Genomic DNA, 19,528 nt, shown 5'->3' on the forward strand with positions numbered 1-19,528 from the left:
GCAGGAGGGGTGAATGGCGATCCATGCAAAACAGGCGTTGCTGCCGGGCGGCTGGACCGAGGATGTCCGGCTGACGACAGCGGCAGGTCGTATCGTATCGGTCGAAAGCCAGGTGGCGGCGCGGCCAGGCGATCACTGTGCTGAAATTCTGGTGCCTGGCATGCCCAACCTCCACAGCCATGCGTTTCAGCGTGGGTTTTCGGGGTTAACGGAATTTCGGGGCGCCGGTCCGGACAGTTTCTGGACCTGGCGCGAGATGATGTACCGCTTCGCCCTCAGCCTGACTCCGGATCAGATGCAGGCCATCGCAGCCATGGCCTGTGTCGAGATGCTCGAGGCGGGCTATACAAGGCTGGGAGAGTTCCACTACCTGCATCATGCGCCGGATGGCCGCCCCTATGCCGATCCGGCCGAGATGTCGGGCCGGATCTTCGCGGCGGCTCGGGATACGGGAATCGCGCTGACACATCTGCCGGTCTTTTACGCGCATGGGGGCTTTGGCCCGACCCCGGCAGGTGAAGGGCAGCGGCGCTTTCTGCACAGCTATGACGCCTTCGCGCGGCTGGTTGAACATTGCGACCCCCTGAGACGCGAGCAGGATCGGGTGGGGATCGCGCCACATAGCCTGCGCGCGGCGAGCATGGCTGAAATCCGGCGGCTGGCGGCCGATTTTCCGGATCACCCCTTCCATATCCATATCGCCGAACAGGTGAAGGAAGTTGAGGATTGCCTTGGCTTTTGCGGCGCGCGCCCGGTGGAATATCTGCTGGCACAGGCGCCGGTTGATCCCTCCTGGTGTCTTATTCATGCGACACATCTGACCAGGGCCGAGTCCAGGGCGATTGCGGATTCGGGCGCGGTTGTTGGCCTTTGCCCGCTGACCGAGGCCAATCTGGGCGATGGGATCTTTCCGGGATCGGACTATCTGACCGCGGGGGGGGCCTGGGGGATCGGCACTGACAGCAATGTCGAGATCACTGTCGCGGGGGAGCTGAAACAGCTGGAATATTCGCAAAGACTGGCCACGCGGGCACGCAATGTTATGACCCCTGGCGGCTCTGTGGGGACTGCCCTGTTCGCAGCGGCATTAAAGGGAGGGGCGCAGGCCCTGTCAGTTCCGGAGCCGCAGATCGCGCCGGGTGCAGATGCGGATCTTGTGGCCCTGACAGACCCGCTGGGCTCGGGTTTTGCCACGGGGAAAATCGTCGATCGCTGGATCTTTGGTCGCGACCTGAAGGTCGCCGATGTCTGGGCTTTTGGCGCTCATGTGGTGCAGGGCGGAGAACATATTTTGCGCGCCCCGGTTGCGGCGGCATATGCATCAGCGCTGCGCGCGGTCCTGGCCTGACCCTGTCACAGGCTGCTGCGAAGCGGGTCACGGGATGAACAGCGACTGCCGGCTGATTGTTCCGATGCTCAGCCCCAGGGTCCGGCCAACGGATTGCACGAAACTGCCGGCGAAATCATAGCTGGCTGTGATAACAATAATCCTGTCCGGACCCTGAGGCGGACTACACGAGATCAGCGTGAAATTCTCGGGATGCAAAAGCAGGCTGGCATTGACGAGAACCGGGACGGCGTCGCGTTCAAGGGCCGCGCAGAGCTGGTTCGCTTCGGGCCTGCCTGCAAAGCGGTAGGAATAGCGGGCAAGTTCATGCACGACCTGCTGCAGATCGCTGGCTGCGGAAATATACATGCTGATAAAGACGATAAGGAAGATCAGCGCCAGCACGAGTGGGAAGATGATCACGAATTCCGCCGTCACAGCGGCATCTGAGCGGAGGAGAAACCTCTGCAACCGGCGCCCGGTCATGGCATGACACCAGGAATTGCCAGCGCGATCAAGGCTTTTGGCGCGGCGATAATAAAACAGCGCGTTGATGGCAGGCGGGCTTCGGCAATCGACAGGTCTGACGGGAAAACCGCCGTGCCGTGCCTTTCTGGCGTCAGGAGTTTCGCCCCGGAAACATTCGGGGTCAGCCTGCCGGACCCGACCGACCCGAACTTCTGGGCACGCGCGACAAAGCGGGCCAGCACTGTCAGGTGGTCGACCGGCCGATTTCCTGAAATGAAAGGCAACATCGGACTCGCTTTCCCGCACCCCGGACTGCCGCCATTCTGCGCAGCACAGCTTTACAGAGTCTCAACGCCGCCAGGGTCATTGATGGCCGGGTCCGGCAAAAAATGTGTCAACTTTTTTGAAAGATGTTTGGCTTAAGGTCGCTTCAGTCGGCTGTTACACGCAGGAAAAGGGCGCCCGATGGCCCGGTCGATTGGGGAATAGGACGAGGCCCGCCTCGCCAATGCCCCTGTTTTTGCGGATCGCAAAAAGGAGGCGCTGGCGATGTCTGAGGCATCACTGATAAAAGCGGAGGCGGGAAAACAGCACAAAACCTTTGCTGCAGTCCACAAACATATTCCTGACGACAATCAGATCGGTGATCTCTTTTCAGAAGGTGGCCGCACCCCGGCAAAGGCAGTCAGGCAAGCAGCGCGCCAAGCGCTGTGAGCACCTGGTCTCCATCTTCCACAGTCCCGGTCGAAACCCGCAGCCAGCTCTCATAACCCTTCTGTTTCCAGGGCTTCACGATGATACCCTGATCCAGCAGCCATTCAGCGACCTGACCAGCAGGCCGCCCGCAATCGACAAAGAGAAAATTGCCACGCGAGGCCAGAACCCGCAGCCCCAGTGACCGCAGCGCCTTTGCCATACGGTCACGTTCCTGGACCGCAAGGCTGACGGCCTGGTGCATCGACGCGGTATGATCCAGCGCGGACCGCGCCGCGACCTGCGCCAGGAGATTCGTATTGAATGGGGTGCGGGCAAGATCAAAGCCGCGCTTCAGGTCTGCTGAGTTGGTCATGGCATAGCCAATCCGCAGACCCGCAAGACCCCAGGCCTTGGAGAAGGTCCGCAGGATCACCAGCGGGCCGGGATGGGTGGCAAGCCAGGGCGCGCCGCTGGCATAATCCGGCCCGTCACCGGGGGCCGAGGCATATTCGTGATAGGCCTCATCCAGACAGGTGATCGCGTCGGGATGAACAGCCGCAAGCACCGACCGCAGCCCGTCCGCATCGAGCCAGAGGCCGGCCGGGTTCATCGGATTGGCGAAAAGCACAAGGCGTACCGGCCGTGACACGGCCAGAAGCAAAGCCGGCAGGTCGATCTCTCCCGCAGCGGTCAGCCCGATTCGCGTGACTGTCGCGCCCATGGCCTGCGCGTAATCCTCATGCAGCGGGAAGGAGGGGAAAAGCGTCACCACCTCGTCCCCGGGCCGCAGAACCGCGCGGGCCAGCACCGCCAGCAGATCCTCAGAGCCGTTTCCAAGGGTGAAATGCTGGGGATCAAACCCGTAAAACGCGGCCAGCGCGGCGATCAGATCGCGCCCCTCCGGATCGGGATAGGCCCCGATGCGACCCGCCGCTTCACGAACAGCCGTGATCACCTCGGGTGCCGGGCCAGCGGGATTTTCATTCGACCCCAGCTTTGCCACCCGTGTCACACCGGAGCGCGACGCGACTGCCGCCGGCGTCAGCCCGGCATTATAGGGGCTGAGCGCCGCCAGCTCGGGGCGCAGAAGCGGGACAGATCCGGTCATGGAGCCTCAGGGGAAAGCGGAGGGCGAGGGCGGTTGACAGCCAGGCCGAAGCTATGTCTCTTGTATATACATGTAAAGAGTGCCGTCTGCTGTTCTCTCTTCCGGCCGGGATCGTTAATCTCGCCGGCAATGAAAGGAAGCCCGCCATGCATACCGCGTCGAGTGTCAACGCGCTCTTCTCTCTTTCCGGCCGTCGTGCCCTTGTGACTGGCGCCAGCCGGGGTCTTGGCCAGGCCATGGCACTGGGTCTGGCGAAAGCGGGGGCGGATCTGGTGATTTCCGCCCGCAGCGTCACTGCGCTTGAGGAGACCGTCGGGCTGATCCGCGACGCTGGCGGCAGGGTCACAGCGCTTGCACTGGATCAGCGCGAGGTTGGTGGCATCGAACCCGCGCTTGCAGGCCTGGGGGATATCGACATCCTTGTGAACAATGCCGGGGTCGAGGAAATCAGCCCCTCGACCGAAGTGACCGAGGCGCTTTGGGACAAGATCGTCGACACCAATCTTAAGGGTGCGTTTTTCACCACCCAGGGGGTGGCAAAGGGCATGTTGGAGCGCGGGCGCGGTACGGTCATCAATCTTTGCTCGCTGACCTCTTATGTCGGCGTGCCGACGGCCACGCCTTACGGGTCGTCGAAATCGGGGCTTTTGGGCATGACGCGGGCGCTGTCATCGGAATGGGCGGGGCGGGGCGTGCGGGTCAATGCTATCGCGCCGGGCTATTTCCGCACCGAGATGACGGAAGTGTTCTACCAGAACGAGGCTTGGGCGGGCGCGATGCTCGACAAGATCCCGCAGCGCCGCTTTGGCGAAGGGGCAGATCTGATTGGCGCGGTGATTTTCCTCGCCTCGGACGCTTCGGCCTATATCACCGGGCAATGTATCGGTATTGACGGCGGGTATCTGGCCTCGATCTGAGCCATCTGCCTGAAATACAGGCGTGATGCTGTAAAATCCGGGCCAAAACCTTTCTCAGGTATATACATTATACCGGTTAAGGGGAAGAAAGACAGCGGAAGGCGCGATGCGATGGGTGAGGACCTACGGAAATGTCAGGCAGGAGCAACGCAGAAATGAGCGGGACGGGCTCGTCTGACGCCGTGGTGGCGCGGAATGTGGATATGGATTTCGGCACCGGCGCGATGGCGGTGAAACAGGCCGGGTTCAGCCTTGCGCGCGGGCGGTTCCTGACCATTCTCGGCCCGTCGGGATCGGGGAAGACCACGCTTTTGCGAATGATCGCAGGCTTTCAGACGCCGACTCGTGGCGAGATCCTGATCGGCGGCAAGCCGGCGGATGCGGTGGCGCCGCATCGCCGCTCGGTCGGCATGGTGTTTCAGAAACTGGCGCTGTTCCCGCATATGAGTGTCGAGGAAAATGTCGCCTTCCCGTTGAAGATGCGGCGTTTCAACCCGCGTGAGATCCCGGGAAGGGTGGCGCAATATCTGGATCTGGTGCGGCTGGGCGGGTTTGCGAAACGGCGGATCAATGAGCTTTCGGGCGGCCAGCAGCAGCGGGTTGCCATTGCGCGGGCGCTGGTATTCGAGCCCGAGCTTTTGCTGCTGGACGAGCCGCTGGCTGCGCTGGACCGCAAGCTGCGCGAAGAGATGCAGCTGGAATTTCGCCGCATTCAGAAAGAGCTGGGCGTCACCACCATCAATGTGACCCATGACCAGCGCGAGGCGCTGGTGGTCTCGGATGAGATCATCGTGATGGACCAGGGTGAGATCCAGCAACATGCTTCGCCGGTCGAGATGTATCGCCGCCCCGCAAACCCGTTCGTCGCGCATTTTATCGGCGTGTCGAGTTTTCTGACGGGCCGGCGGACAGAAACGGGCCTGACCGTGAATGGCAGTGATTGCGCGGGCCAGGCGGTGGCGGATATTGCGCCGGGCGCTGCGGCCCAGGGCGCGATCCGGGCTGAACAGGTGCGGATCGCGGCGCCGGGGGACGCGCTTTCCGGTTGCGATACCGTGCTGGAGGGCCAGGTCAGTGACACGATTTTCGAAGGCGAGCGGCTTTTGTACTTTGTCACCCTGCCGGCGCTTGAGACGACAATTCAGGTTCTTCACCACGATCCGGCAGAACATGCGCCCTATGCGCGGGGTGCGACAGTTTCAGTCGGCTGGACTGCAAGAGACCTGCTGATCTTTCCCGCAAAAGACCGCTAAACAGGCGGCGAGCCATATCAACAAGGAGACCTGAGACATGTCGAACCCTGTTTATCGTCCCAATCGCCGTGCGCTGTTGCGCGGAACGGCTGCTGCAGGGGCAGCGGCGCTGATCGGATCGCTGCCGGCGCGCCGGCTGATGGCGCAGGACGCGCCGGCGAAACCGGCGGAAATCATCGTGCGGGCCTGGGGCGGATCCTGGGTTGAGGCGCTGAAGAAAGGCGTCTCGGACCCGTTCACCGCCGCGACCGGCATCCAGGTGCGTCATGATCTGACCGAGGATAACGAGATCCAGCCGAAGGTCTGGGCCGCCGTGGCGCAAGGACGCGTGCCGCCGATCCATATCAACTGGGACACCACCACCAATGCGACGAAATCGGCGCTGCGCGGTGTGACCGAGGATCTGTCAGATCTGGCGAACCTTGCGAATACCACGGAACTCGCGAAGCCGGTGGGGCTCGACGGCTATCCGATCGTGAACACCTATGGCTATGTCTATGTGCTGGCCTACCGGCCCGGGGCGTTCCCCGATGGCGCGCCGACCTCGTGGAAGGCGTTGCTGGATCCGAAATTCAAGGGGCGGATCGCGCTTTACAATGACGGGATCGGCTTCCACTTCCCGGCCCAGGTGGCCGGCGGCGGCAAGCTTGAGGATATTCCAGGCAATATGCAACCGGCCTGGGATTTCATCACGCAGGTGAAACAGCAGCAGCCGCTGCTGGGCGAAGACCCCGATTTCACCGCCTGGTTCCAGAATGGTGAGATCGACATCGCCTGCACCATTTCCACGAATGCGCGTGAAGCGAAGAAGAACGGCGTTGATCTGGCCTGGACCGTGCCGGAAGAGGGCGCGAAGTTTGACACGGATGGGCTCTGGATCCCGAAAGGCCTGCCGGAGAATGAGCTGTACTGGGCGAAGGAATATATCAACTTCGCCATCAGCCAGGAGGCGCAGCAGGTCTGGTGTGACGGGCTGGGTCTGCCGGGCGTGGTGCCGGGCCTGACGCCGCCGGAAGATCTGGCGGATGACCCGTCCTACCCGGATACGCCGGAAGAGATGTCGCATCTGATCCGCATCTCGACCAAGGTGCAGGTCGAGAATGAGAGCGAATGGTTCTCGAAGTTCAAAGAGATCATGCAGGGGTAACGGGAGCTGACGGCTTTCCCCGGGCCTGAAGGCCAGGGGGCACCGTCAGCGCAGGCCGGGGGGCAGGCCCCCCGGACCCCCCATCCCGCGCCTGCCCGCCGGTGGTTCACCCGGCGGGTGGGGTGACCCTTCCGGATAAAGCCGATGCCGAACCCCTCTCCCGAGTTTCGCTACCCGCTGCACTGGCGCCTGATGGACGCGGTGGAGCGGATTGCCGACCTGGTCTGGCCGCGCCGTCTGTCGCGCCATACCGGCTGGCTGTTCATCGCGCCTGCGCTTTTGCTGGTCGGGCTTTTGGTGCTGGGGCTGATCCAGATCGCGGATGCCTCGCTCAGGACGCTGGACACCTCGACTTTTCTGATGTCGGAGGACTGGTCGACAGAGAATTACCGCAAGGCGCTTTCGTCATCGACCTATCTGACGGTGGCCTGGCGGTCGCTGTCTGCCGCGATGCTGACCACGGTTCTGACGCTCATTCTCGCGTTTCCCTATGCCTATGCGCTGGTGCGGGTGAAAAAGGCCTGGATCCGCAAGGCGCTGCTGATCACCCTGTTTTTGCCTTTTTTCATCGGCCAGGTGGTGCGCGCCTATGGCTGGCTGATCATCCTCGGGAATTCCGGCATGGTGAATGAGGCAATGTCGCTGGTCGGCGTGACCCCGATGCGGCTATTGTTCAATTACGGCGCGGTGGTCTTTGGCCTGGTGCAATATATGCTGCCCTTCGCCGTGCTTTTGCTGGTGCCGGCACTGACCGCAATCCCGGAGGAAACCGAGACCGCCGCCGGATCGCTGGGCGCGAGCTGGCCGCGCATTCTGTGGCATGTTCTGCTGCCAATGGCGAAGCCGGGGCTGATCGGGGCGGGGTTGGTGGTGTTTACGCTGACGCTTACCGACTTCGCGGTGCCGGCGATGCTGGGCGGCGGTGGCCAGGATTTCATCGCCAATGCAATCTATGACCAGTTCTTCCGCACCGCCGATCAGGGGCTTGGTTCGGCCCTGGCGCTTTTGCTGGTGGCGGCGGGGTCGGTGCTGGTGGGGCTGGTGTTCATGATCTTCGGCGCCGGGACGCTGGCGATGGGAGGCCGCAAATGATGTCTTTCAGCCAGAAGATCACCGTCTGGAGCCTCGTCTGGTTCTCGATCATCACGCTGTCTCTGCCGACGCTGGTGGTGCTGGGGGCGAGCCTGACCGCCGGCAATATGGTCGCCTTTCCGCCGCAGGGGCTTTCGCTGCAATGGTATGAGAAGATCGCGCTGGCCCGCGATTTGCAGCAGGCCTTTCTGCGCTCGCTGATCGTTGCCGGGATCTGCACCCTCGTAGCGGTGCCGGTGGGGACGCTGGCGGGTCTTGCCCTGTCGCGGTTCCGCCTGCGCTTTACCACGGCGATCCAGGTCTATCTGCTCTTGCCCTTTACCGTGCCGCTGATCGGATCGGGGATCGGGCTAATGCTGGTTTTCGGCGAATGGCATGTGCTGGGCAGCCTCTGGCCGGTGGGCATGGCCTGCGCGGTCATCAATCTGCCCTTCATCATCTGGTCGGTCTCGTCTTCGGCGGTGCTGCTGGACCCGGATCTTGAGCTTGCGGCGCAGAATTGCGGGGCAGGGCGGGTGCAGACCTTCCTTCATGTCACGCTGCCTGCCGTGATGCCGGGCGTGATCACCGGGGGTCTTCTGATGTTCATCCTCGCGATGAACGAATTCCTTGTGAGCCTTCTTCTCACTGATGCCCGCATCGTCACTTTGCCGGTGCTGATCTACAACTCGATCCGCTCGATCATCACGCCTGATCTGGCCGCCGTCTCGGTGGTGTTCATCGCGATTGCATTGGCGGCGATCTGGCTGCTCGACAAGCTCGTCGGGCTGGAAATCTTTCTTAAATCCAAATGACTATGCGAGAGGGCCTGTCCATGGCTGAGGTCAATTTCAAAATCCTGGCCGATCTGACGGCGGTCGAGCGCGAGGCGCTGTTCGCCCGGTCAGAGACCGATCTGTCGATGTTTCTGGAAAAAGTTCCGGAGATCATTGAGGCAGTGAAAACCCGTGGCGATGCCGCGCTGGTCGAATTCGGCGTGAATTTCGACAAGGCCGATGGGCTGACGGCGGACAAGCTGAAAGTCACCGAAGCCGAGTTTGACGAGGCCTTCACCCTGGTCGAGCCCGAGGTGATCCGCGCGATTGAGCTGGGGATTTCGAACATCCGGTCGTTCCATGAGGAACAGCTGCCCGAGCCGATGACGCTGAAGGAGATCCGTCCAGGCGCCTTTGCCGGGGATCGGTTCATCCCCATCGATTCGGTCGCGCTCTATGTGCCGCGCGGCAAGGGGTCGTTTCCGTCCGTGACCATGATGACCGGCGTGCCGGCAGTGGTGGCGGGGGTGCCGAATATCGCGATCTTCACGCCGCCGATCCCGGGTGGCAAGGTCGATGCGGCAACGCTGGTGGCGGCGCGGCTGGCCGGGGTGAAGACGGTCTATAAGGCGGGCGGGGCCCAGGCGGTGGCGGCGGCGGCTTATGGCACCGAGACCGTGCGCCCCTGCCACAAGATCGTTGGCCCGGGCAGCCCCTGGGTGGTGGCGGCAAAGCGCCTCCTGTCGGGCGTGATTGACCCCGGTCTGCCCGCTGGCCCGTCGGAATCGATCATTTTCGCCGATGAAACCGTGCATGGCGGCCTCGCCGCGCTTGATCTGCTGATCGAAGCCGAACATGGACCCGACAGTTCCGCCTGGCTCGTGACCAATTCCCGCCGCGTCGCCGATGAGGCGCTGGCCGCGCTGCCGGATCACTGGTCGCGGATGAGCGAGCAGCGGGTTGCTTTCTCGAAAGCGGTGCTGTGCGGCAGCCATGGCGGTATCCTCGTGACCGAAACCCTGGCCGAGGCCTATGCCTTCATCAATGATTACGCGCCGGAACATCTCCAGCTCCTCTCGGAAAAACCCTTTGAGCATCTGGGCGAAATCACCGCCGCCGCCGAGATCCTGATGGGGCCGCATACGCCGGTCTCGATCGGCAATTTCTGCCTCGGGCCGAATGCCGTGCTGCCGACCTCGCGCGGCGCGCGTACCTATGGGCCGCTTTCCGTGACCGATTTCATCCGCCGGTCCTCGGTCGGCTACGTCACTGCAAAGGGTTTCCCGGAACTGGCCGAGGCTGCCGGCACGCTGGCGCGCTATGAGGGGTTCGACAATCACGCCAATGCGGTCTCAGACATCCGCAAGCAGTATCTGAAAGGCTGAGATATGCGCGCCGTCCGCCTTTTTGGCGTAAAGGATCTGCGGGTCGAAGACGTGGCTTTGCCGGAGCCTCCGGGCCCGGCAGAGGTGACGCTCAGGGTAACGGCGGCGGGGATCTGCGGATCAGACCTGCATAATTTTGCAACCGGGGCCTGGATCTCGCGCAGCCCTTCGGTTGCGGGGCATGAGTTTGCCGGCGTGGTCACGGCGGTCGGGGCAGGGGTGCGCCATGTTGCCCGGGGCGACACCGTTGCGGTGGACAGCCGCGTGACCTGCGGCAGCTGTGACAACTGCCAGGAGGGCCTCAGCCAGATCTGCGAAAAGCTTGGGTTTCTGGGCGAAGTAATCGATGGCGGCTTCGCGGAATACGTCACTATTCCGGCCAAAAACGTGGTTAAAGCACCCGCCGGTCTGCCGCCGCGCCTGCTTGCGATGGCCGAGCCGCTGGCGGTGGCGCTCCATGCCGCGCATCTTCTGAACGCGCCAGCCGGCGCGCCGGTTCTGGTCACGGGCGCCGGTGCCATTGGCGCGCTTTCGGCGCTTGTTCTCGCGCATAAAGGCCACCCGGTCAGCATCGTTGATCGCAACCAGATCCGCGCCACCCGCGCAGCGGCGGCCTTCGGGGGCGAGGTCGTGCAGCTTGATGACCTCGGCCCGACACCGCCCCGCTATGCCATTGACGCGACCGGCAGCCCGGAGGTGATCGACCATCTGATCCGTTCCCTGCGCGGCGGCGGGGCGATTGCGCTGGTGGGGATCGGCGCGCGCCCGCTCAGCCTGAATCCGACGCTGCTGGTGGAGCGCGAGATCCGGCTGTCCGGCTGTCATGCTTTCGGGGATGAATTGCCCGAGGCCGTGGCGCTGCTCGACCTCATCGGCCCGCAGCTGGAACAGCTGATCGACGCCGAGATCCCGCTCGACGCGGTTCCCGCTGCCTATGCGCGCCATCTTGCGGGCGAAGTGATGGGCGCCAAGACGATTATTCTGCCGGAGATGCAGCCATGACGCTGTCGCGCACCGCCGAAATCCGCGCCACTGCCGCCACCGATCCGGCCCGTGCCGAAGCAATGCTCGCGGCTTTTCTGGGCGAGACTTTTGCGATCACGGCCAGCGATGTGCGGATCAATCACGACCAGTATTCGCTGAACTCGCTAAACGGGTTCTTCACCTGCGAGCAGGGCGAGTGTTTCTTTAAATTCCATCAGGAAGAGGGTGAGGAGGATATGCGCGGCGAATATTACCGCGCTGATATCCTTGCCCGCGCCGGTCTGCCGGTGGATCAGCCGATCCTGTCCTCGACCCTGCCGGGAGAGCAGATCCTCGTCTATCGCCGCCGCAGTGACCCGCGTTTTTCAGATGTGCTGCGCGCGCTGGACCTCGCGCCCGATGCGCCTGCGATGGCCCGCGCGCTGGCGGCAGAAGGCGCGCTGAACGACCACCTGCTCGCGGTGGCAAAGGCCAGCCTGCATGAGATCACACCGGATCAATCCGCCGCCGAACCGATTCACCGTCTGTTTTCCGAACGCCTGATCGACCCCGCGACCGGGCATTACCCCGGCGGACGGCTGGCCTCTTTCTATATCGGCCAGGCCTTTGACCTTGCCGGCCAGAGCGCCTCCTGGGATGAGATCGCGCTGGCCCGACCGGTGATCAATGGGCTTGAATATGACCGTCCCCTCGCCGTTCTGTTCGACGCGGCCCGGACCCGGCTCGCCCCCGCACGGCTGGCGGATGCAGGCGGCATCGTGGCGCATGGTGACGCCCATAACGCCAATGTCTGGTATGCGCGCGGTGAGACCGTCGATCATCTGGCGTTTTTCGATCCGGCTTTCGCCGGCGAACATGTGCCCGCACTGCTGGCCGAGGTGAAATCGACCTTCCACAATATCCTCGCCCATCCGCTCTGGCTTTATGACAGCGATATGGTGCCGGGGCGCTGGCAGGTTACGGCGCGGCTGGCGGATGGCTGCCTTTATATCGACAGCGACTGGGCGCCGGGCGTTCTGCGCGACGCGTTGCTGGCGGTAAAGGCCGAACGCTTCTGGAAGCCCTGGCTCGCCCATCTGGCAGAGCATGACATGCTGCCCGCGGATTGGGAGGAGGTCTTGCGGCTTGCGCTGTTCCTGTGCCCGACTTTGGTGATGAACCTGCGCGCCGGTGCCGGGCGGCATAATCCGCAAAGCTCGGCCATCGGACTGTCCCAGGCGATCCTTTGCGGTGCAAGGCCGCTGGCGGGCGAGGACCGGATGGTGCGGTTCTTCGATTCCATCCGTCCGGAGCCGTAACATGTCGCGCGACCGCCGCTACCAGAATGTCGATGATTTCCGCCGCGCCGCCTGGCGCCGCCTGCCGAAGATCTTTGCCGATTATATCGAGGGCGGGGCCTTTTCGGAGACCACGCTGGCCCGCAACCGGCTGGGTTTTGACCGCTATGCCCTGTCGCAGCGGGTGCTGCAGGACCTTGCGCCGCAGCCGGATCTGAGCACGACCTATCTCGGCCGGCGCTGGTCCTTGCCGTTCTTTCCCGGGCCGGTCGGTTTTCTCGGGCTTTATCGCCGCGACGGCGATCTGCTGGTCGGGCTTGCGGCAAAAGCGGCGGGGGTGCCGTTCGGGCTCTCGACCTTCTCGATCAAAGGAATCGCCAGCCTTGCGCCTCAGCTGGGCGATAACCTGGCGTTTCAGCTTTATCTCGACCGCGATCCGGCGGTGAATGAAAGCTACCTGGCCGCCTGCCATGCGGCGGGGGTCGAGACGATCTTCCTGACCGTCGACACCGCCATCACCTCGGTGCGGGAACGCGATAACCGCAACGGCTTTCGCGCGGTGAAACACATCACGCCGGGCCTGGCCTGGCAATTCGCGAAACGCCCGCGCTGGTCGCTGGATCTGTTGCGCAACGGTTTTCCGGGGGTGGAACTGGTCGCGGGTCGGCCCGAATTCGGGCGCGGCGCGCTGGCCCAGGCCTCGGCCCTGTCGTCACGGCTCGACAAGCACCTGACCTGGGACAAGGTGAAAGCCCTGCGCGATCTCTGGCCGGGGCGGCTGGTGATCAAGGGGGTTTCTGACCCACGCGATGGCGAGATCGCGCGGCAAAGCGGGGTTGATGGCGTGGTGCTGTCAAACCATGGCGGGCGCCAGCTCGATCACGGCCATGCGACGATTGCCCAGGTTGCCGCGATGCGCGCAGCGCTTGGCCCGGGCTGCGAGCTGATCGTGGACAGCGGCTTCCGGCGTGGCAGCGATGTGGTGAAGGCGCTGGCCCTGGGCGCGGATGCGGTGATGATGGGGCGGCCCTTTGCCTGGGCGGTCGCGGCCGAGGGCGCCTGGGGCACCGGGCGCCTGTTTTCGCTGCTGGCCGCAGAAATCGGCATCACGCTGCAACTGATGGGGCTGAATTCCGTCGATCAGCTGAAGGCGGGGCCAGCGGGCGACTATATTACCGGTGGCCAGATCGGCGAAACCTGATCAGCCCGCGCCACGCCGTGCCTCTTCGCGGCCGATCACGACGGCCTTTTGCTGCAGCCAGGCATTCGCGGCTGCCTCACCATCTTTCGAGCGCCGGGTCCAGAATTCCGGCTCCAGTTCTTTCAGGCGTGCAGCAACCCGGGCCTGGCCGGCCGCATCCAGCGGGCGCGCGGCAGGCGCGGCAGGGGCCGCCGCAGTGACTGTCGGAGGGGCTGCGGGCTTTGCGGCCTGGCTTTCCACGCAGCCGGCGGCGCCGATGACACCGGCGCCAAGCAGGCTGACAATTGCGGTTCTGGTCGGGATCAGGGTCATTGAACCATCTCGCTTCACACTACATTCAACCGGTCAGGACGGAGCGCGGCCTTCTGGCATTTGCCCGAATGGCCACCATGAAGGCGGCACCGAAAGCGGCGCAACCTGCAGTCAGACTGTCATGACGCGGCCTGTCCCGCAATGCGGGGACGCCGCATCGGCCTCACAGTGCCGTCAGCAGATTTGTGAGTTGGCAAAGATTTTCTCACCAGCCGCGCCGGGGGCCTTTGCGATTGTGGCCTGAATGGGGCGCGAATGGGGCGGGCGGCAACATCGGCTTGTAGCCCGAGCGGCCAGGGACACAACAGTTGGCGCGGGAAGGCTTATTTCGCGTTCTTCCAGGGGTTGAAAGGCCGGATCTGAGGGTTGCCGAAAAGACCCACTTTGGGGCGAAAGTTGGGAAAAATTGGGGCCAGGCATGTGAAGGACGCCTGATACCTACTGGAAATGAAAGTGAAACCCGGTTATTCAGATCGGCAATAGACGCCGGAAGTGCGTCAATAAAAACATGTCGGGCCAACGAGTCCGGCGGTATGAGGCGGAGTAGTAAAATGGCTAAGGCGATTCAATTCGTCGTCCGCGATTCTGCGGGCGGTACCTCGCGCGGTGCGGTTGCGGGTGATGCAGGAAACAATTTCATTCAGATGGGTTCGGGCGACGCGGTTTCGCTGAATCTTTCCCGGCAGAGCGTCGCCAGCTATGCGCGCCAGGGCGATGACCTTGTTCTGACGCTGATCGACGGTCGTACGGTTGTGCTTGACGGTTATTTCACCGCAGGCACCGCCAACCAGCTGTATCTGTCGCAAAATGGCGAGGTGATCGCGGTTCAGCTTTCGAATTCCGCTGATGGCGGGCTTTACGCCAGCTACGGTGCGGTCGAGGGCTGGGATAAATACTCCAATCTCGATGCGCTGCGCTTCTCGGAGGGCGATGACGTCGCTCTTGCCGGCGGTGCGGTGGATGAGCCGGCTGGCATGGCCATGTTCGCGCCGGGCCTTGTGGGTCTGGGCGGGCTTGGTGCCGGGGCTGCGGGCGTCGGTCTCGTCGGCCTGGCCGCAGTCGGTGGCGGCGGTGGTGGCGGCACTACGGGCCCGACCGGCCCTGTAGACCCGACCGGCCCGACCGGCCCCGTTGATCCGACCGGTCCGACTGGCCCCGTAGATCCGACCGGCCCGACTGGCCCCGTAGATCCGACTGGCCCGACCGGCCCCGTTGATCCGACCGGCCCGACTGGCCCCGTTGATCCGACTGGCCCGACTGGCCCCGTTGATCCGACCGGCCCGACTGGCCCCGTTGATCCGACCGGCCCGACTGGCCCCGTAGATCCGACCGGCCCGACTGGCCCCGTAGATCCGACCGGCCCGACTGGCCCCGTAGATCCGACTGGCCCGACCGGCCCCGTTGATCCGACCGGCCCGACTGGCCCCGTTGATCCGACTGGCCCGACTGGCCCTGTTGATCCGACCGGCCCGACTGGCCCCGTTGATCCGACCGGCCCGACTGGCCCCGTTGATCCGACCGGCCCCACTGGCCCCATTGATCCGACCGGCCCGACTGGCCCGATTGAGCCCGAGCGCCGTCCGCCGACCGTTGACCCGAAAGACACCACCACGGTCATCATCGACACGCCCGACAAGGAGCTCGACGTCTCCGGCACGGGTGAGCCGGGCGATACTGTGACCGTCACCATCGGCACTGTCACCGAGACCACGGTGATCGGGCCGGATGGCACCTGGCATGTCACCTTCCCGGAAACCAACCTGCCGCCCGACGGCAGCCATGAGGCCGTGGTCGTTTTCGATCAGACCGATGGCGTGACCACCACGCTGCCGGGCCCGGATTTCATCCTCGATCTGACGCCGCCGGATGTGGACATCACTGAAGGGTCGCAATCGGTTGGCCATGTTGAAAACGCAGCCGATTACACCGACGGGGTGCGGATCGGCGGCACGGGTGAACCCGGCGCCTCGGTGACGGTTGTGATCGAAGGCCACAGCCATTCCACCGTGATTGCGGGTGACGGCACCTGGTCGGTGGTTTTCACCACCACCGAGATCCGTACCGGCGAATACACCACCGACATCACCGTGACCGCCCGCGATCCGCTGGGCAATACCACGGTGATCACCGACCGCCTCGTGGTGGATACGGTGCCGAACCCGATCGATTTCGACGCTGTGACCCGCGACAATGTGGTCAATAATGGCGAAAATACCCTCGGTTTCGCCGTGACCGGGACTTCGGTTGCCGGAGCGGTGCTGGTGGTGACGGTTCAGGCCGGTGCGACCAGCTACAGCCAGACCGTGACCACCCGTGCGGATGGCACCTGGACGCTGAACATTCCCGCCGGCACCCTGCCGGGCGGCGAATATAACGCGACCGTCACCGCGACCTCGACCGATGCCGCTGGCAATGGCAGCAGCGAGACCCATACCTTCCGCGTCGACACCCAGGCCTCGGTTGCCTTCACCGGCACCGTGGCGGGCGACAATATCGTCAACGCCTCGGAATCGCGCAATGTGGTGCTGACCGGCACCGCAGAGCCGGGCTCGGTGGTCTCGGTCTCGTGGCAGGGCTCGACCCTTCCGGCAACGGTCGCCGCGAATGGCACCTGGTCGGTGATCTTCCCGGCCGTCTCGGGCAGCGCTGTGCTGACCGCCACCACCGCAACCGTCACCGCGACCGACGCTTACGGCAATACCGCGACCGACAGCCGCGTGATCTCGATCGACCTGGGCACTTCGGTGGCCTTTGATCCGGTCCAGGCCGGCGACAACGTGGTCTCGGGGGCCGAGCGTGGCGCAGGCGTGAGCCTCACCGGCACCGCCGAAGCAGGCGCAACCGTGGTGGTCCAGTTCGGTTCCGGCACCCGTACCGTGACGGTTGGCGCATCGGGCACCTGGTCGGCAACCTTTACCGCCGCCGAGATCCCGACCGGCAACGGCCTGGCGCAAACCGCCACCGTCACTTCGACCGATGTGGCCGGCAATGTGGCAACCGCGAGCCATCTGGTGACCATCGATACCCAGGTCAGCCCCTTTGCCATCACCGGCAACTCGACCGGCGCTGACCATGTTCTCAACAATGCCGAGGCGGCCTCTGGCCTGACCATCACCGGCAGCGTCGAGGCGGGTTCGCAGGTTCAGGTGAGTTTCGGCGCTCACGGCCCCTATGCCGCAACCGTCACCGGCGGCACCTGGACCGTGGTCATCCCGCCCGGCGTGATCCCGCCCGGCGAGACCACCGTCAATGTCGTCGCAGTCGCGACTGACCGCTATGGCAATACGGCGACCCTGCCGACCGAGACCATCGTGATCGACCGCGTCGTGACCAATTTCGGGGCAGATGCTCTGATCAGCGGCGACGGCATGATCAACGCCCATGAACGGCTGAGCGGCGTGCCCTTCGGCGGCACGGCAGAGGCCTTCTCGCAGATCGAGGTTGTTCTCTCGAATGGTCAGGTTCTGCGCACCGCCTCGGATGCAAGCGGCCATTGGTCGGTCACCATCCCGGCAAGCTATCTGCCGGTTGGCGATGGCGTGTCGATGACTGCGACGGTCACCGCAACCGACCGCGCCGGCAACACGGCTGAACTGACACGCGAAGTGACGGTGGACACCGTGGCCCCGACCGCGATTGATCCGCTCAAGATCGTGCGCGACGAGGGTGCGCTGACGGGTATCTTCACCGATACCAATGGCGAACAGGTTTCGATTTACCGGGTCGACAACACCGGAAAACCAGTCGACCTGCACGCCACCGTCACCGAAGATATGCCCACGAGGGTCAATGGGACGACGGTCGTCTCCGACTATTATGACCTGCAGGAAGGCGTTCCGGACGGCAGCTATCTGGTGATCCAGAATACCGATGCTGCGGGTAACGAGGCGTCGACGCTGTTCATCGTCAACAACCGTTCGGACGTGGTCGTGAACCTGGATCGTGAAGGTCTGCAAGGCTTCGATTTCGCCTCTATCGATCTGACCATGTCCCAGGCAAAGCTGACACTCAGCAACCATGACCTGCTGGCACTGACCGGAGGCGACAACGAGCTGATGATCCGCGGTGACAGCCTGGATCAGGTCCGTCTGCAGCTGACCAACACCACTCCGGTGGAGGTTCGCGAGATCGACGGTCAGCATTACAACGTCTATGCGATGGATGGTGGGACCGTCCTGGTGGATCAGGATATTCACACCACCTTCTTCTGATCCAGCATCCCGGAAACCACCCGGAGAACCGGAAATGGAAGCCCGCACCTGCAAGGCAGACAAGGCAGAGCGATTTCGCTCTGCCGCTGCCCCCCTCATCTCTGGCGCTCTGGTCCTGGCGCTTGCGGGCTGCTTCGGCGGCCCCCAGGCAACCAGGTCCTCCGCATCGCCGGGTGATCCGGCAACAGCCGGAGAAACCGCTGCCCATCTCGACAGGAAGGGCGAGGTTGTGTCGGATAAGATCGACCAGCTGAAGCTCAGACAGTCGATCCTGCCCGCCAACAGCAGCTTTGGCCGGGTCGGGGCTGCGGTCCTGAAAAGCAGTCAGGCCTCGGCCGAATCCCAGCTGCGCGTCAAACGCCTGAGCGCGCGGGCAAGATCGAAGAACTGGCTGCCGAAACTGGGGCCGGATGTCAGCCTCAGCTCGCTGTCGTCGATTGCGGCCAGCCTCGTGCTGGATACCGCGATCTTTGACCGCGGCCGACGCCAGGCCGAGCGCGATTTCGCGGCGGCCGATGTCGAGATGGCAGCGATTGGGCTTGTCCAGGACCTGAACAAAAAGGTCTATGACGGGCTGAAGCTGTATATCGAGGCACAGCGCGCCGCCGATCTTGCGCAGATCACTGATGGTGCCCTGACGCAGATGACAGAGTTCGAACGTATCACGAAGATCCGCGTCAGCGGGGGGCTTTCGGACGGCTCGGAATACCGGCTTGTCAGCCAGCGCCGCGCCGAGATCGAAGCGACTCTGATGTCTTACCGGCAGGGCGAGAAAAGTGCCTGGGCCGAGCTTGCGGTCATTGCAGGTCAATCGATGGAGGCCGAGCGGGGTCTGACCTCGCTGCCGCCGGACAATGGCACGCCGGAACCTTTGACGGTGGTCTATGCCAAAGGCGAGGCCGCGCGGACCCTGGCCGAGGTCGCCGTGGCGAAATCGGGGCTGCTCGCAGGGATCGGGGCCGGGGCATCGGTCGGCAAGGATGGCGGCATCGACGGCGGGTTGTCGTTGAGTGGTGACATTCTTGGCTTTGGTCGTGCCGACAATCTGGCCTCGCTGGACGAAGCGATCGAAGTGACGCGGCGCAAGGTTGACGAGGCCGACCGCGAGGCTAATCGCAAGATCGTCTCGCTGACCCAGGAGATCAACATGCTGGCGCTGCGCGAGCAGGCCGATGGCGCGGTGATCGCCCAGATGGAAGGCAATATGGGTCTTTATACCGAACAGTATAAAGCCGGCCGCCGCAGCCTGATCGAGCTGACCGGCCAGTTCGAGACCCTGACCTCGATGAAGCGGGATCACGCTTCGCTGAAATACCAGATCGCGCTCGCGCGGCTGGATATCGCGCTGATGCGCGGAGTTCTGGTAGATGGAGGCGCAATGTGACCGATAATCGG

At 63.7% G+C, this 19,528-nt stretch carries 16 protein-coding genes; 13 read left to right on the plus strand and 3 right to left on the minus strand.

The window, feature by feature from the left end:
* The first annotated feature begins 13 nt into the window (after positions 1-13).
* Entirely contained in the window at positions 14-1,348 is a 1,335-nt protein-coding gene (locus AC4FS3_RS01960) for a formimidoylglutamate deiminase (protein ID WP_491019134.1), read from the plus strand.
* Between the two features lie 27 nt (positions 1,349-1,375).
* On the opposite strand, the gene AC4FS3_RS01965 is transcribed toward AC4FS3_RS01960, so the two are convergent.
* The gene (locus AC4FS3_RS01965) at positions 1,376-1,765 is read right to left on the minus strand and encodes a TadE family protein (protein ID WP_491019135.1); all 390 of its coding nucleotides are present in this window, start codon (positions 1,763-1,765) and stop codon (positions 1,376-1,378) included.
* A gap of 579 nt (positions 1,766-2,344) precedes the next feature.
* Between AC4FS3_RS01965 and AC4FS3_RS01970 the strand changes: the two genes are divergently transcribed.
* Positions 2,345-2,509: a hypothetical protein gene (locus AC4FS3_RS01970; RefSeq protein ID WP_491019136.1), complete on the plus strand. Its 165-nt coding sequence runs from the start codon at positions 2,345-2,347 to the stop codon at positions 2,507-2,509.
* On the opposite strand, the gene hisC is transcribed toward AC4FS3_RS01970, so the two are convergent.
* Positions 2,481-3,599: a histidinol-phosphate transaminase gene (hisC, locus tag AC4FS3_RS01975; RefSeq protein ID WP_491019137.1), complete on the minus strand. Its 1,119-nt coding sequence runs from the start codon at positions 3,597-3,599 to the stop codon at positions 2,481-2,483. The two genes, AC4FS3_RS01970 and hisC, sit on opposite strands and share 29 nt — an antisense overlap.
* Before the next feature lie 146 nt (positions 3,600-3,745).
* Here hisC and AC4FS3_RS01980 point away from each other — a divergent pair, with 146 nt between their 5' ends.
* From AC4FS3_RS01980 to AC4FS3_RS02020, 9 genes are all read left to right on the plus strand, one after another.
* Positions 3,746-4,516, plus strand: coding sequence for an SDR family NAD(P)-dependent oxidoreductase (locus AC4FS3_RS01980; protein WP_491019138.1), 771 nt, complete (start codon positions 3,746-3,748; stop codon positions 4,514-4,516).
* Between the two features lie 155 nt (positions 4,517-4,671).
* The gene (locus tag AC4FS3_RS01985) at positions 4,672-5,769 is read left to right on the plus strand and encodes an ABC transporter ATP-binding protein (RefSeq protein ID WP_491019139.1); all 1,098 of its coding nucleotides are present in this window, start codon (positions 4,672-4,674) and stop codon (positions 5,767-5,769) included.
* Between the two features lie 37 nt (positions 5,770-5,806).
* Complete coding sequence (locus tag AC4FS3_RS01990) at positions 5,807-6,916, plus strand: ABC transporter substrate-binding protein (protein ID WP_283176546.1); 1,110 nt, start codon at positions 5,807-5,809, stop codon at positions 6,914-6,916.
* A gap of 144 nt (positions 6,917-7,060) precedes the next feature.
* Positions 7,061-8,008: an ABC transporter permease gene (locus tag AC4FS3_RS01995; RefSeq protein ID WP_283176545.1), complete on the plus strand. Its 948-nt coding sequence runs from the start codon at positions 7,061-7,063 to the stop codon at positions 8,006-8,008.
* Positions 8,005-8,802: an ABC transporter permease gene (locus AC4FS3_RS02000; RefSeq protein WP_198835274.1), complete on the plus strand. Its 798-nt coding sequence runs from the start codon at positions 8,005-8,007 to the stop codon at positions 8,800-8,802. The genes AC4FS3_RS01995 and AC4FS3_RS02000 overlap by 4 nt, the downstream gene beginning before the upstream one ends.
* Before the next feature lie 20 nt (positions 8,803-8,822).
* Entirely contained in the window at positions 8,823-10,148 is a 1,326-nt protein-coding gene (gene hisD, locus AC4FS3_RS02005) for a histidinol dehydrogenase (RefSeq protein ID WP_491019140.1), read from the plus strand.
* A 3-nt stretch (positions 10,149-10,151) separates the two neighbouring features.
* Positions 10,152-11,150, plus strand: coding sequence for a zinc-dependent alcohol dehydrogenase (locus tag AC4FS3_RS02010; RefSeq protein WP_491019141.1), 999 nt, complete (start codon positions 10,152-10,154; stop codon positions 11,148-11,150).
* Positions 11,147-12,430: a hypothetical protein gene (locus AC4FS3_RS02015; protein WP_491019142.1), complete on the plus strand. Its 1,284-nt coding sequence runs from the start codon at positions 11,147-11,149 to the stop codon at positions 12,428-12,430. The genes AC4FS3_RS02010 and AC4FS3_RS02015 overlap by 4 nt, the downstream gene beginning before the upstream one ends.
* A gap of 1 nt (position 12,431) precedes the next feature.
* Positions 12,432-13,610, plus strand: coding sequence for an alpha-hydroxy acid oxidase (locus tag AC4FS3_RS02020; RefSeq protein ID WP_491019143.1), 1,179 nt, complete (start codon positions 12,432-12,434; stop codon positions 13,608-13,610).
* On the opposite strand, the gene AC4FS3_RS02025 is transcribed toward AC4FS3_RS02020, so the two are convergent.
* Positions 13,611-13,922 (minus strand): hypothetical protein, encoded by a 312-nt coding sequence (locus AC4FS3_RS02025; RefSeq protein ID WP_491019144.1) that lies wholly within the window; start codon positions 13,920-13,922, stop codon positions 13,611-13,613.
* Positions 13,923-14,473: 551 nt separating this feature from the next.
* Here AC4FS3_RS02025 and AC4FS3_RS02030 point away from each other — a divergent pair.
* Together AC4FS3_RS02030 and AC4FS3_RS02035 are read left to right on the plus strand one after the other, a co-directional pair.
* Positions 14,474-18,133, plus strand: a complete 3,660-nt coding sequence (locus tag AC4FS3_RS02030) for an Ig-like domain-containing protein (RefSeq protein ID WP_491019145.1) — start codon at positions 14,474-14,476, stop codon at positions 18,131-18,133.
* A gap of 34 nt (positions 18,134-18,167) precedes the next feature.
* On the plus strand, positions 18,168-19,517 hold the full coding sequence (locus tag AC4FS3_RS02035; protein ID WP_491019146.1) for a TolC family protein: 1,350 nt from the start codon (positions 18,168-18,170) through the stop codon (positions 19,515-19,517).
* The last annotated feature ends 11 nt before the right edge of the window (positions 19,518-19,528 follow it).

The organism is Pseudogemmobacter sp. TB195 (genome assembly GCF_058313095.1).

Coding starts and splice junctions, on each gene's coding strand:
- AC4FS3_RS01960 (WP_491019134.1), top strand. CDS start 14: ATGGCGATCCATGCAAAACAGGCGTTGCTGCCGGGCGGCTGGACCGAG.
- AC4FS3_RS01970 (WP_491019136.1), top strand. CDS start 2,345: ATGTCTGAGGCATCACTGATAAAAGCGGAGGCGGGAAAACAGCACAAA.
- hisC (WP_491019137.1), bottom strand. CDS start 3,599: ATGACCGGATCTGTCCCGCTTCTGCGCCCCGAGCTGGCGGCGCTCAGC.
- AC4FS3_RS01980 (WP_491019138.1), top strand. CDS start 3,746: ATGCATACCGCGTCGAGTGTCAACGCGCTCTTCTCTCTTTCCGGCCGT.
- AC4FS3_RS01985 (WP_491019139.1), top strand. CDS start 4,672: ATGAGCGGGACGGGCTCGTCTGACGCCGTGGTGGCGCGGAATGTGGAT.
- AC4FS3_RS01990 (WP_283176546.1), top strand. CDS start 5,807: ATGTCGAACCCTGTTTATCGTCCCAATCGCCGTGCGCTGTTGCGCGGA.
- AC4FS3_RS01995 (WP_283176545.1), top strand. CDS start 7,061: ATGCCGAACCCCTCTCCCGAGTTTCGCTACCCGCTGCACTGGCGCCTG.
- AC4FS3_RS02000 (WP_198835274.1), top strand. CDS start 8,005: ATGATGTCTTTCAGCCAGAAGATCACCGTCTGGAGCCTCGTCTGGTTC.
- hisD (WP_491019140.1), top strand. CDS start 8,823: ATGGCTGAGGTCAATTTCAAAATCCTGGCCGATCTGACGGCGGTCGAG.
- AC4FS3_RS02010 (WP_491019141.1), top strand. CDS start 10,152: ATGCGCGCCGTCCGCCTTTTTGGCGTAAAGGATCTGCGGGTCGAAGAC.
- AC4FS3_RS02015 (WP_491019142.1), top strand. CDS start 11,147: ATGACGCTGTCGCGCACCGCCGAAATCCGCGCCACTGCCGCCACCGAT.
- AC4FS3_RS02020 (WP_491019143.1), top strand. CDS start 12,432: ATGTCGCGCGACCGCCGCTACCAGAATGTCGATGATTTCCGCCGCGCC.
- AC4FS3_RS02025 (WP_491019144.1), bottom strand. CDS start 13,922: ATGACCCTGATCCCGACCAGAACCGCAATTGTCAGCCTGCTTGGCGCC.
- AC4FS3_RS02030 (WP_491019145.1), top strand. CDS start 14,474: ATGGCTAAGGCGATTCAATTCGTCGTCCGCGATTCTGCGGGCGGTACC.
- AC4FS3_RS02035 (WP_491019146.1), top strand. CDS start 18,168: ATGGAAGCCCGCACCTGCAAGGCAGACAAGGCAGAGCGATTTCGCTCT.